Annotated in this window: 11 protein-coding genes; 6 read left to right on the top strand and 5 right to left on the bottom strand. The window is 64.4% G+C overall.

Annotation, left to right across the window (positions count from 1 at the left end; all coding sequences use genetic code 11):
• The first annotated feature begins 308 nt into the window (after positions 1-308).
• Positions 309-1,196 carry a YghX family hydrolase gene (gene yghX, locus ACJJV2_RS05660; protein ID WP_405278858.1) on the top strand — a complete coding sequence of 296 codons (888 nt, stop codon included), beginning with the start codon at positions 309-311 and terminating at the stop codon, positions 1,194-1,196.
• 191 nt (positions 1,197-1,387) lie between these two features.
• On the opposite strand, the gene ACJJV2_RS05655 is transcribed toward yghX, so the two are convergent.
• Positions 1,388-2,473 carry an endonuclease/exonuclease/phosphatase family protein gene (locus ACJJV2_RS05655; protein WP_405278856.1) on the bottom strand — a complete coding sequence of 362 codons (1,086 nt, stop codon included), beginning with the start codon at positions 2,471-2,473 and terminating at the stop codon, positions 1,388-1,390.
• A gap of 409 nt (positions 2,474-2,882) precedes the next feature.
• Here ACJJV2_RS05655 and thiM point away from each other — a divergent pair, with 409 nt between their 5' ends.
• Together thiM and thiE are read left to right on the top strand one after the other, a co-directional pair.
• Positions 2,883-3,722, top strand: a complete 840-nt coding sequence (thiM, locus tag ACJJV2_RS05650) for a hydroxyethylthiazole kinase (RefSeq protein ID WP_405278854.1) — start codon at positions 2,883-2,885, stop codon at positions 3,720-3,722.
• Positions 3,712-4,335 carry a thiamine phosphate synthase gene (gene thiE, locus ACJJV2_RS05645; protein ID WP_405278852.1) on the top strand — a complete coding sequence of 208 codons (624 nt, stop codon included), beginning with the start codon at positions 3,712-3,714 and terminating at the stop codon, positions 4,333-4,335. The genes thiM and thiE overlap by 11 nt, the downstream gene beginning before the upstream one ends.
• 118 nt (positions 4,336-4,453) lie before the next feature.
• On the opposite strand, the gene eat is transcribed toward thiE, so the two are convergent.
• From eat to ACJJV2_RS05625, 4 genes are all read right to left on the bottom strand, one after another.
• Positions 4,454-5,872, bottom strand: a complete 1,419-nt coding sequence (gene eat / locus ACJJV2_RS05640; protein ID WP_405278850.1) for an ethanolamine permease — start codon at positions 5,870-5,872, stop codon at positions 4,454-4,456.
• A gap of 73 nt (positions 5,873-5,945) precedes the next feature.
• Entirely contained in the window at positions 5,946-6,806 is an 861-nt protein-coding gene (eutC, locus tag ACJJV2_RS05635; RefSeq protein ID WP_405278848.1) for an ethanolamine ammonia-lyase subunit EutC, read from the bottom strand.
• Complete coding sequence (locus ACJJV2_RS05630) at positions 6,803-8,209, bottom strand: ethanolamine ammonia-lyase subunit EutB (RefSeq protein WP_153636186.1); 1,407 nt, start codon at positions 8,207-8,209, stop codon at positions 6,803-6,805. The genes eutC and ACJJV2_RS05630 overlap by 4 nt, the downstream gene beginning before the upstream one ends.
• Positions 8,210-8,387: 178 nt before the next feature.
• Positions 8,388-9,320 (bottom strand): MurR/RpiR family transcriptional regulator, encoded by a 933-nt coding sequence (locus tag ACJJV2_RS05625; protein WP_405278846.1) that lies wholly within the window; start codon positions 9,318-9,320, stop codon positions 8,388-8,390.
• 166 nt (positions 9,321-9,486) lie between these two features.
• On the opposite strand from ACJJV2_RS05625, the gene ACJJV2_RS05620 reads away from it, so the two are divergent.
• From ACJJV2_RS05620 to ACJJV2_RS05610, 3 genes are all read left to right on the top strand, one after another.
• On the top strand, positions 9,487-10,815 hold the full coding sequence (locus ACJJV2_RS05620; protein WP_405278844.1) for an aspartate aminotransferase family protein: 1,329 nt from the start codon (positions 9,487-9,489) through the stop codon (positions 10,813-10,815).
• A gap of 65 nt (positions 10,816-10,880) precedes the next feature.
• Positions 10,881-11,453, top strand: a complete 573-nt coding sequence (locus tag ACJJV2_RS05615; RefSeq protein ID WP_405278842.1) for a carboxymuconolactone decarboxylase family protein — start codon at positions 10,881-10,883, stop codon at positions 11,451-11,453.
• Positions 11,454-11,696: 243 nt separating this feature from the next.
• Positions 11,697-12,953 carry an NAD(P)/FAD-dependent oxidoreductase gene (locus tag ACJJV2_RS05610; RefSeq protein WP_405278840.1) on the top strand — a complete coding sequence of 419 codons (1,257 nt, stop codon included), beginning with the start codon at positions 11,697-11,699 and terminating at the stop codon, positions 12,951-12,953.
• Positions 12,954-12,959: the final 6 nt, after the last annotated feature.

Below are 12,959 nucleotides of genomic sequence, written 5' to 3'. Positions count from 1 at the left end.
CACGGCCGCGACTGGCGATATGCGCGCCCCGGCTCACGTCCATTCAACCCAGCCAGGCGGCGCCGCCAGCCCTTCCTACACCAGTGCTTCCCACACCCGCCCTGCTCACGCCTGCCCTGCTCACATCCGGCTCACGTCCGGCTCACGCACGCTTCGACAAATACCTGACTCGGCAAATACCTGACACAGCAAATGACATACCCGGAAAATGACAGACTCGGTGAACAGGCCGGCAAAAACTTGGTAGCGTCATGACGGGTTGCTATGTTCAAGATTCGCTCGCCCCTTCTCTTGCCCAGGAGTCTGACATGGCCCGCCTCACTGCAAAGGATTTTGCTCCCGAGTTGCTGGAGCTGTACGACGGATATGTGCATGGCAACATCACTCGCCGCCAGTTTCTGGATCGCGCGGCGGCCTTTGCCGTTGCGGGCATGACGGCCACCTCGATTCTGGCAAGTCTGAGCCCCGACTATGCGCTGGCTTCCCAGGTCGAGTTCACCGACCCCGATATCGTCGCCGAATACATCACCTACCCGTCCCCCGAGGGTCACGGCGAGGTGCGCGCCTATCTGGTGAAGCCCGCCAAGGCCAGCGGCCCGCTGCCGGGCGTGGTGGTGGTGCATGAGAACCGTGGCCTCAATCCCTATATCGAGGACGTGGCGCGCCGCGTGGCCAAGGCCGGCTATATCGCGCTGGCCCCGGATGGACTGAGCTCGGTGGGCGGCTATCCGGGCAATGACCCTAAGGGCAAGGAGCTGCAGGCACAGGTAGACCCTGAAAAGCTGATGAACGACTTCTTCGCCGCCATCGATTACCTGATGAGCGAGGACCGCACCACCGGCAAGATCGGCATCACCGGCTTCTGCTACGGCGGGGGCGTCTCCAATGCCGCCGCCGTGGCCTATCCGGAGCTTGCCTGTGCCGTGCCCTTCTATGGCCGCCAGCCGCGCGCCGAGGAAGTCGCCGCCATCAAGGCCCCGCTGTTGCTGCACTATGCGGAGCACGATGAGCGCGTCAATGCCGGCTGGCCCGCCTATGAAGCCGCGCTGAAGGAGCACGACAAGGTCTATGAGGCCTACATCTACCCGGACACCCACCACGGCTTCCACAACGATTCCACCCCGCGCTATGACGAACAGGCCGCCAAGCTCGCCTGGGACAGAACCCTTGCCTGGTTCGAGAAGTATCTGAGCTGACCTCAGACGGCACCAGGAAGACGGCCTGCCCGCCTCAAGACGACGAAGCCAGCCATCACGCTATCCCCGTGATGGCTGGCTTCGTCATTTCGTGTGTTCGGGGTCGATGCCCCTTCAGGCTCAGACCTGATCAGTTCACAACAGGCCTGTTCAGACTGACCTGTACAGAACAGACCAGCTCTTAAAACAGCTCAGCTGCACAGCATGCCGCTGGCGACGATCTCGCTGAGCGTACCCTTGCCGATGCCGCTGATGCGGGTCAGTTGACCGCTGGAACTCCACGGACGCTGACGGATGATATCGGCGGCGCGTGCCGGCCCGATATTGGGCAGGCGATCCAGCTGATCGGCATTGGCGGTATTGAGGTCGATACAGGTCTGACTCGCCGAACTGGAGGCATTTGATGCACGACTGGCCACCTCTGTGCCCGCCGCCTGCGGCTGGCCGCCGTCCAGCGGCAGCAACGCCAGTGTCTCGCCGGTCACCGACAGATAGATCGGGGCGTGATCGGAGACATCGGCACGCGCCGCCTCATGACTGATCCCCAGATAGTCCGGGAAGCGGAACACCTCGCCGCTGGCGCTGGGCCATTCGCTCGGCACATACCAGATGTTGTCGTAGAGCGAGGCATAGCGGCCATCGGTCTTGGAGAGCGTCGTCGCGCCCTCGGTGATCAGCGGGCGCAGGCCGAGGGTCCGCAGGTCTCCCCACGCAGGCTCATCCGGCGCCATGTTGAAGTCGCCCATGATGATCGCCGGGGTGTCGGGCGAGATTTCCTTCATCAGGTCGTAGATATCCGCCAGCGCACGGATTTCCGGCGCGCGATCCGCCTTGCTGTCGCCATAGACGATATGCACGTTGGCGGCGCTGAAGGCCCGCCCGCTGTCCTTCTCGACGAAAGTGGCCAGCAGCGGCTCGCGCGAGAACACATCCTCGGGATCGAGATAGACGGTAGCCCCGCCCTGATAGGCGATCGACTTGTCGCGATACAGATAGGCGTAACGCTCGGTATAGGTGCTGCGCCCGACCGCATGGCTGACCAGGCTGTCCCACTCATCGCCGGTCAGGGCCTCAAGCTGCTGCTCGAGCTCGCTGACGACCTCCTCCTTCATCACCTCCTGCAGGCCGATCAGGTCCATATGGCTTGCCACCGCCGCGACCTGCTCGAGATGCTTGCCGTTGTTCCAGCCGGCATGCTTCAGATTCCAGCTGGCGATCACCGCATCCGCCTGACTGCTGGCTGCAGCGCCCAGCACTACGGGCACTGTCAGCGCCATCACCACCCTTCTGGCGATGCGCTCAAGCCGAGAACCGTTAGACCGCCGTCGGCCGCGCGCGGGCTTGCTGCTGTTCCTAGTGCTGTTGTTGCTCGTGCTGCTGTTGCCAGCGAAATCCAGGTGACTGCTGCTCGTATTGCTGACGCTACCGCGCTGACCTATCCGTATCACTGCGTGACCCTTGACTGATGACTCGTACACAAAAGACCGTAAGAGACTGTATCTTATGGACTTGTCGTCAAGGTTTATAGAACCACGATATTATTTATTATCCTTTGCGCGACTCTTGATAGATGACAGGGAGCTAGCGCGTCATGCCACCGTCAGCGCCGGACCTTGCCACTTGACCTTTCAGCGCCAGCTTTTACTCTCGAGCGCTGATGCTTCCTTTCTCCAGTCACGAGATCCCATGACCCCATCGTCATCCCTTTCTCCCGGCAGCCTGCTGAATCAGCTGCGCCAGACCACGCCGCTGGTGCACAACATCACCAATCATGTCGCGATGACGCCGACCGCCAATACCCTGTTGGCCATCGGTGCCTCGCCGCTGATGGCGCATGCGCAGCAGGAAATCCAGGAGATCTCCACCATCAGTGCGGCGCTGTCGATCAATATCGGCACCCTGTCACCCAGCTGGATCGAGGCCATGCAGCTGGCCGCGATGTGCGCCCACCGCGATGGAAAACCCTGGGTGCTGGACCCCGTCGGCATCGGCGCCTCCAGCCTGCGCCAGTATGCGTGCCGCACGCTCTTGGAATATCGCCCCAGCGTGATTCGCGCCAATGCCTCCGAAGTGCTGGCGCTGGCCGGTGAGATGAATCAGGGTCGTGGCGTGGACAGCGGCGATGACGGTGAGGATGCGCTGGAGCGCGCCAGTCGGGCTGCAGTCGCGCTGGCGCGCGCGCAGAATTGCGTGGTGGCGATGACTGGCCGTGTCGATGTCGTCACCGATGGCCAGCGGCAAATCACGGTGCAGGGCGGCCATGCGCTGATGGGCCGCGTCACTGCCATGGGCTGCGCGCTGAGCAGTGTGGTCGCCGCCTTCCTCGCCGCCTCCCTCGTCGGACATGACGACACCCTGCACGCCACCGCCGCCGCGCTGGCCTGCTACGCCGAGGCCGGTGAGACGGCGGGCCAGTCGGCGCAAGGCCCGGGCAGCTTCGTGCCACGCTTCATGGATGCCCTGTATACTCTCGACGCCGATTCCACCCCGCTAGCCTCTCGTCTGGAGCTGACCGATGTCACTTGATCTATCCCTTTACCTGGTCACCGACCCCGCGCTGTGCGCAGAGCGCGGCCTGGAAGCCACCGTGATGGCCGCCGTGCGCGGCGGCGTCAGTGTCGTGCAGCTGCGCGACAAGCATGCCAGCGACGAAGAGATGATCGCCCAGGCCATCCGCCTCAAGGCGCTGCTGGACGAGTACGAGGTGCCGTTGATCATCAATGACCGCATCGAGGTCGCGCTGGCCAGTGGCGCCGATGGCCTGCACATCGGTCAGAGTGATGGCGACCCGGTCGAGGCGCGTCGCCGTCTCGGCGAGGACGCCTTGATCGGCCTGTCGGTACAGACGCTTGAGCAGCTCAAGGCCGTCGATGTCGAACGCATCGACTACCTCGGCCTCGGCCCGGTATATGCCACCCCGACCAAGCCGGATCATGCCGCACCGCTGGGCATCGATGGACTCACGCAGCTCGTGCGCTCAAGCCCGCTGCCGACGGTCGCCATCGGCGGCATCTCGCTGGCCAATGCCGGTGACGTCATGACCAGCGGCACCGACGGCCTCGCCGTCGTCTCGGCGCTGTGCAGTGCCGAAGATCCCGCCGCGGCCGCCCAGCAATTCCTGGCGCAGTATCCGTTCTGATCTGAACTGAGCTGAGCTGAGCCCGCCAGTCACGACAACGCCCGCCATGGTCAGCCATGGCGGGCGTTGTCGTCTTTGCTACCTGAACTGATTGAGCTGATTGAGCTGATTGAGCGGATCAGCTGGTCGCCAGGTCACTCTCGGCATTCGCCACCAGCGCGAACTCCTCCTCGGCGGTCTTCGCCACCAGCCGATGACGGCTGAAGATGGCGTAGTAGGCGATGCCCACCACGAACAGCACCAGGGTGTAATTGAAGGCACGCGGATCGAAGGCATAGACCCCGGTCAGCGCGATCAGCGAGAGCACCAGCGCGATGGCGGACGTCACGATGCCGCCCGGAGTGCGATAAGGACGCGCCAGCGCCGGTTGACGCAGGCGCAGCAGGATATGGCTGGCCGCCATCAGCGCGTAGGAGACTGTCGCCCCCACCACCGCCATGCCCAGGATCAGATCGCCCTCGCCGGTCAGCGAGACCAGAAACCCGAAGATGCCCGGCACCACCAGCGCCCAGGTCGGCGCCTTGCGCTTGCTGGTCAGCGACAGCGTCTTGGGCAGATACCCGGCCCGCGACAGCGCGAAGACCAGACGGCTGTAGCCATAGATGATCGAGAAGAACGACGCCACCAGCCCCGCCAGGGCCAGCACATTGACCAGTGTCGCCAGCCCCTCGCTGCCGGTGGCCTCGAGGGCATCCACCAACGGCACAGCGCTGCTGCCGATTGCCTCGGCACCTGCGGCGCCGGCCAGCAGGAAGACGACCAGCACGGCGGTGAACATCAGAAACAGCATGGCGCCGATGATGCCGCGCGGGACATCACGGGCCGGGTTGCGCGATTCCTCCGCCGCCAGCGGCACCCCTTCCACGGCCAGAAACAGCCACATGCCGAAGGGCAGCGCCGCCCAGATGCCATACCAGCCATTGGGCATGAAGTCGCTGGCCCCCCAGGCATCGGTCGGTGCGATGTCGAACAGGCGACTGCTGTCGAAGTCACCGATCAGCGCAACGGCGGTGGCGATGATCGCGAACACGGCCAGGCCGCTGATCACCATCATCACCTTGAGCGCCTCGCCGACCCCCGCCAGATGAATGCCGATGAACACCAGATAGAAGATGGCGTAGATGATCGGGCCATTGATGCCCAGCAACGATTCCACCGCGCTGCCGATGAAGATGACGATGGCCGCGGGGGCCAGCGCATATTCGATCAGCACGGCAAGACCGGTGAGGTAGCCGCCTGCCGGCCCCATCGCCTGGCGGGCGAAGCTGTAACCGCCGCCGGCAGCCGGGATGGCCGCTGACATTTCCGCCAGCGACAGCACGAGTGCCAGGTACATGATGCCCATCAAGAGCGCGGCGATCGCGAAGCCGCCCCAGCCCGCCTCGCCGATGCCGAAATTCCAGCCGGCGAAATCGCCGGAAATCACGTAGGAGACCCCTAGGCCCGCCAGCAGGACCCAGCCTGCCGTCCCTTTCTTCAATTGGCGCCTGGCCAGATAGTCCTGCTCATTCGTGTCGTGATTCGTGTCGCGAGTCATGGTGCCGCCTTGTATGCCTCAGGCATTTGTCATTGTTGGATCGGGAGTTTCCCGCTGCTGCGCTGCCGTCCCATCAGGACAGCAGGAAGTTCTGGATACCGGTGCCGCCTTCCAGCGCCGTCTCGCCGCTTCTGTCCTTGAGGCCCACGCCGGTGAGGCCGAGCTTGCGTGCCTCACGCAGCAGGTAATGCAGACGCTGGGCGGCCATCGCGAAGTCGAGCCCTGCCGGGCGCACGTTGGAGATGCAGTTGCGGCTGGCATCGCTCAGGCCGACGCGCGGCTGCCAGGTCAGATAGAGCCCGAGGCTGTCCGGAGAGCTGAGGCCGGGACGCTCGCCGACCATCACCAGCACTGCACGAGCCTTGAGCAATTCACCGACTTCATCGCCGATCGCGACCCGCCCCTGCTCCACCACGCTGATCGGTGTGAGCATCCAGGCATCCGGACCATCCTCGGCAAGCGATTCCAGCAATGCGGCGATGAAGGGCGCGGCATTGTTCTGCACCGCCAGAGACGAGAGCCCATCGACGACCACGATGGCCAGATCGGCAGGCTGGGCGTCGAGGGCGGACAGCTGCTGACGCGAATCCTCATCGAGACGCCGGCCGTAATCGGGGCGTTGCAGGTAGGTGGTGCGATCCACGGCGCGACTGTGCAGTCGCTGGATCTGCGGAGCATTCTCGAGCGCTGTGAGCTGATTGAGGTCCTCGATCAGTCGAGGAATCTCCAGCGGCAGGTGGACGGCGTCCTGGGCACGGGCGTGCGCCAGCTGGAATTCCAGCGAACGATTGGTCGGCAGGCTGATACCGGCACGGCCAAGGCCGATGCGCGCATCCGTGAACTGGCCAAGCCGCTGCCAGGGATTGGGCGTGACGATGGCATCGGGTTCGAGGCTGCGCGAGACCGCGTCAGCAGAGGGCTGGTCATGGCTCATGCGTCACCTCCTGTCACCTGACGCAGTGAATTGGCGAAGCGGTCGGGCATTTCGCTCGGCAGTGCCTGGGTGGCGACATCGGTGAAGATCTGCATCTCCTCGAGCCAGGCGGCGAATTCCGGCGCCGGTCCCAGGCCCAGCACCCGCCGTGCATAGAGAGCATCGTGGAAGGAGGTGGTCTGATAATTGAGCATGATGTCATCCGAGCCGGGGATGCCCATGATGAAGTTGCAGCCCGCCACCCCGAGCAGCGTCAGCAGGGTGTCCATGTCGTTCTGATCGGCATCGGCATGATTGGTGTAGCAGATGTCGCAGCCCATCGGCAGGCCCAGAAGCTTGCCGCAGAAGTGGTCCTCGAGACCGGCGCGGATGATCTCCTTGCCATTGAACAGATACTCGGGGCCGATGAAGCCGACCACGGTATTGACCAGCAGCGGCGAGTACTTGCGCGCCACCGCATAGGCGCGCGCCTCGCAGGTCTGCTGGTCCAGGCCGTGATGGGCATCGGCGGACAGCGCACTGCCCTGGCCGGTCTCGAAATACATCACATTGTCACCCACCGTGCCGCGCTTGAGCGACAGCGCGGCCTGCTGCGCCTCCGCCAGCACGGAGAGCTCGACACCGAAGCTCTCGTTGGTGGCCTGGGTGCCGCCGATGGACTGGAAGACAAGATCCACCGGGGCACCCTGCTCGATGCACTCGAGGGTATTAGTGACGTGGGTCAGCACGCAGGACTGGGTGGGGATCGCGTACTTCTGGATCACCTCATCCATCAGACGCATCAGCTTGATGCTCTGCGCCACGTTGTCGGTGGCCGGGTTGATGCCGATCACGGCGTCGCCGTTGCCGTAGAGCAGGCCATCGAGAATGCTGGCCGCGATGCCGGTGACGTCATCGGTGGGATGGTTGGGCTGCAGGCGGGTCGAGAGATGGCCGCTCTTGCCGATGGTATTGCGAAAGGCGGTGACCACCTCGCACTTCTTCGCGACCAGAATCAGGTCCTGATTGCGCATCAGCTTGCTGACCGCGGCGGCCATTTCTGGGGTGATGCCGGCGCGCACCTGCGCCAGCACCGCGGGGGTCGCGAGGTCACTCAGCAGCCAGTTGCGGAAGTCGCCGACGGTGAGATGCGCGATCGGCAGGAACGCGACCGGATCATGCTCATCGATGATCAAGCGGGTGATGTCGTCCTGTTCGTAGGGAATCAGCACGTCTTCGAGGAAGGTCTTGAGGGGCAACTCCGCCAGACACAGCTGAGCGACGACTCGCTCCTCGGCGGTTTCCGCGATCACGCCAGCAAGACGATCTCCGGAGCGGGCGGGCGTCGCCTTGGCCATCAGCTCGGCCAGATTGGCAAAACGATGGACCTGACTGCCCAGGGTGTAACGGTACTCGCGGCTCATGGGAAATTCCTTGCCCTGACGGATGTCATTTCATATCAGTCGTTTTGCAGGAATCACGCCAATCTCCCTCCATGCCTCTTTGGTCCTGCATGCGCCTTGAAGCCGCATTGCGCAGGTCTGCGCCCGCACCACCGTGGTGCATGACCGCGTTCACGCTCGGTGCAGTGCATCGCGTACATCAGCCGCGTGCGCCCCCCAGCTCCGTGATGATCACCTCGCGCTGCTTGAGCGAAGCCACCCCGGCATCGCCCAGCTTGCTGGCCACCTCGCTGAGCAGTCCTTCGGCGAGAAACATGAAGGCACTCATGCTGTTGCTGTAGAAGAGGCTGTGATTGGGCACATGGAAGCTGTAGCGCGCCAGCGGCTCCAGCGGAGAGCTGGCCGAATCGGTCAGCGCGATCACCTCGACACCACGCTTCACCGCCACCTCGGCGCAGGCCACCACGCTTGGGGTGTAGGGGAAGCAACTGGCCACCACCAGCACGTCACCGGCCGAGAGCTGAGCCAGTGCATCGGCCACACCCTGACGACTGGCATCCAGCGGTGCCACGTCCGGGCGCAGCATGCCCAACCCATAGGCCATGAACAGTGCCAGGGAATTGAACTGACGCATGCCGTGCAGGCGCACGCGCGGCGCCTCGGCGAGCAAGGTGGTCGCGGCCTCGAAGGCCGCGGCGTCCACCCTCTCCAGCATGCTGAGGATGTTGGCGCTCTCCTGACGCCCCAGCCGCGCTAGCTGGGCCATGGCGCTGCTATCGGCGTCTCGCGCCAGCAGCTGCGAGGCCTGCTGGCTGTAGAAATGCTCGCCATCCGTCACCGCCTGGCGAAAGACATCCTGAAACCTGCTGAAGCCCTCGTAGCCGAGCCGCTGGGCCAGACGCGAGAAGGTCGAGGCATTCACGCCGGTCAGCTCCGCCAGCTGGCTGATGGAAGACACCGCCGTGCGTTGCGGAGACTCGATCAACACCGCCAGCACGCGCCGGGAACTCGCGCCGAGACGAATCTCCACCTCACGACGATCGATCGCCGCCAGCAACTGCTTCAACCCCTCCAGGGTCTCCGGCGGCGAGTCAGGGGATGCGGGCCCGGGGGCTCGGGAGGATGGGGGCATGGGATACCTCCTTGGCAAGGGACAGGACAGATGGTGGCAACGGTAGCATCTCTGGCCGGTCGAGTCCGAAGGCACAAGCGACCTTGTGCAATTATTTATTGCATAAACCATAAATGCACTACATATTTGCATTATGCCTTCGCATCCCTGCCACCACGGAGCCCGCATGAGCCACGTACTGCATCGCAACCTCAATCAGGAGTATCCCACCGCCGTGAAGGGCGATGGCCCCTACATCGTCGATCGCGAGGGACGCCGTTATCTGGATGCCAGCGGTGGCGCAGCCGTGTCATGCCTGGGGCACAGCGACGAGGCCGTGGCGCAGGCCATCAAGGATCAGGTCAGCCAACTGGCCTACGCGCACACCTCGTTTTTCACCAGCGACCCGATGGAGCAGCTGGCCGACTTTCTCATCGAACGCGCTCCCGCAGGGCTCGACTCCGTCTACTTCGTCTCCGGCGGCTCGGAAGCGGTCGAGGCAGCACTCAAGCTGGCCCGTCAGTATTTCGTCGAGATCGGTCAGCCCCAGCGCAAGCATCTGATCGCGCGGCGCCAGAGCTATCACGGCAATACGCTGGGCGCGCTGGCCACCGGCGGCAACGCCTGGCGGCGTCAGCAATTCGAGCCGCTGTTGATCAACGTCAGCCACGTCAGTCCCTGCTACGCCTATCGGGACCAGCAGCCCGACGAGACGCCCGAGGCAATGGGCATTCGTCTCGCCGCGGAGCTTGAGGAGGAAATCCTGCGCCTGGGCGCCGAGAACGTGATGGCCTTCGTGGCCGAGCCGGTGGTCGGTGCCACCCTGGGCGCCGTCACCGCGGTACCGGGCTACTTCAGACGCATCCGCGAGGTCTGTGATCGCTACGGCGTGCTGCTGATTCTCGACGAGGTGATGTGCGGCATGGGGCGCACCGGCAGTCTGTTCGCCGCCGAGCAGGAAGGTGTCACGGCGGACCTGATCACCATCGCCAAGGGCCTGGGCGCCGGCTACCAGCCGATCGGCGCGACCCTGGTCAGCCAGCGCATCCGTGATGCCATCGCCAATGGCTCCGGCTTCTTCCAGCACGGCCACACCTATATCGGCCACGCCACCGCCTGTGCCGCAGCGCTGGCAGTCCAGCAGACCATCGAAGCCCGCGACCTGCTCACTCGCGTCAATGTCCTCGGCGAGGGGCTCAAGGCGCGCCTTAACGAGCGCTTCGCGCATCACCCCCATGTCGGCGACATCCGTGGTCGCGGCCTCTTCCAGGGGCTGGAGCTGGTCGCGGATCGCGATTCCAGAAAGCCCTTCGACGCCTCCCTCAAGCTGCACGCGCGGCTCAAGAAGGCCGCCATGGCCGAAGGCCTGATGTGCTATCCGATGGGCGGCACCCTCGATGGCCGCCAGGGCGATCACATCCTGCTGGCACCGCCGTTCATTCTGCAGGAGTCGCATCTGGACGAGATCACCGCCAGGCTGGGGCGTGCCATCGACACCACGCTGGCCAGCCTGTGACGGCTCAGCTGCAAGCGCATTGCCTACCTAACGATCTTTGAATGGATTTGAATGGAGTGACTTTCATGGCGATCACATCGCGCCTGACCGAACTGGATGACGCCAGCATGAGCGCGGCTCAGCGCGAGGTGCTGGCCGAGATTCTCAGCGGCCCGCGCGGCAATCTGGACGGCCCCTTCCTGGCCTGGATCCACAGCCCCGAGCTTGCCAATCATGCCCAGCGCCTCGGCGCCTTCTGCCGCTACGCCACCGGCCTTGAGCTACGTCTCAGCGAGCTGGCGATTCTCACCACGGCGGTGTGGTGGAAATCCCAGGCTGAATGGCAGATTCACGCGCCGATCGCCGAGCAGGCCGGCCTCGCGCCCGAGGTCATCGCGGCGCTGCGCGAGGAGCGTGAACCCGCATTTGAACAAGACGATGAGCGGCTGATCTATCGCGTCACCCGCGCGCTCTACGCCGAACGGCGCGTCGATGATGCCCTGTACGGCGAGGCCGTCGCGATGTTCGGCGAAACCGTGGTGGTGGAGCTGGTCGGGGTGCTGGGCTATTACGCCCTGGTGGCGATGACGCTGAATGTCTTCGCCGTCCGGCGTGGTGATGACATCCCGCTGCCCTTCGAGGAGCCGAGCCGATCTTGAAACGCGTGTCTTGAAGGGCCTGGATTGCGCCACGCCCGGAACGCTTGAGAACGACACGCCCGGTGACAGCGCGCTTGCCGAGCTGTCGCCCGCGAGGCATGCTCGAAAGATCCCCTGCTGCGCCCCGGCCACCCCCGGGGCGTGCGTCATTGCGGCGCGAACACCTCGATGACGACGCTTCGATATCGACGCCAGGATGACAACACCTCGATAACAACAAGATGACCACAAGGTGAGCAATCAATGAGTGATAGCGAACACACGGAAGTGGCGGTGATCGGTGCGGGCGCCGTGGGTGTCGCCTGCGCCCTGTGGCTGCGGCGCAGCGGCCACGAGGTGACGATGATCGAACGCGAAGGCATCGCCAGCGGCACCTCCTTCGGCAATGCCAGCACCCTGGCGGATTACGGCTGCCTGCCCATCGCCCGTCCGGAAATCTGGCGCAGCATGCCTTCGCTGCTGCTGTCACCTGACTCGCCTTTCGTCATCGACTGGAAATGCCTGCCCAGGCTCTCGCCCTGGTTGATGCGCTTCATGGGCCAGTGCAACGCCACTCGCTTTCGCGCCAACAGCGAGATACTGGCCCAGCTGCTCAGCCATACCTACACGGACTACCAGCCGCTGCTGGACGATGCCCCCGCCGCCGCCGCGATGATTCAGCGCAAGGGCTGCCTGTATGCCTACGGCAAGGCCGAGAGCCTGCAGGCCGCACAGGGCGATATCCGACTGCGCGACCAGCTCGGCATCCACCAGCAGGTGCTGACGGCGGACGAGCTGATCGCGCTGGAACCCGCCATGGAAGGCCACACCGCGGGCGGCGTACTGTTCCCCTCCTCCCGTCACCTCGATGACCCGCAGGTGTTCATCGACACCCTGGCCACCCCGCTGCGCGAAGAAGGCCGAATCGTCAGCGCCGAGGTCACCCGCCTGAGCCGTCAGGCCTCCGGCATGCTGCTGGAGTACGCCGATGGCCGGCGACTCATGGCAGACAGAGTGGTGCTGGCAGCCGGGGCCTGGTCGGCACATCTGGCGCGCCAGATCGGCGACCGGATTCCGCTGGATACCGAGCGTGGCTATCACATCGAATTCGATCTCGAGCACTCACCGCTCAACCGCCCGACCTGCCCGGTGGAAAGCGCTTTCTACATGACGCCACTGCACAGTGCCGAGGGTGCGCGCCTGCGCGTGGCCGGCACCGTGGAGCTGAGCTCGCTTGCGGGGCCAGCCAACCCGGCCCGTTTCGACTATCTGGAAAGCCGGGTGCGCAAGGTGCTGGGCATTGACGCCCCGGTAGCCCGCCGCTGGCTGGGCTTTCGCCCCACCCTGCCCGATTCCGTGCCGGTGATCGGCCCGTCACCCAATGAGCCACGCGTGATCCATGCCTTTGGCCATCAACATATCGGGGTGACACTGGCAGGCGTGACTGGGCGCCTGGTCAGCGAATGTTTAGCCAAAGGCTCACCAGAGTGGATCACGCCCTGCTCTGCGGCCCGATTTTGACACTCT

Origin of the sequence: Cobetia sp. Ld8 (genome assembly GCF_045066615.1) — a bacterium.
In the GTDB taxonomy this organism is placed as follows: Bacteria; Pseudomonadota; Gammaproteobacteria; order Pseudomonadales; family Halomonadaceae; genus Cobetia; species Cobetia amphilecti.
Note: the sequence above shows the minus strand (reverse complement) of the source record. Positions and strands in the feature narration are given on the sequence as shown.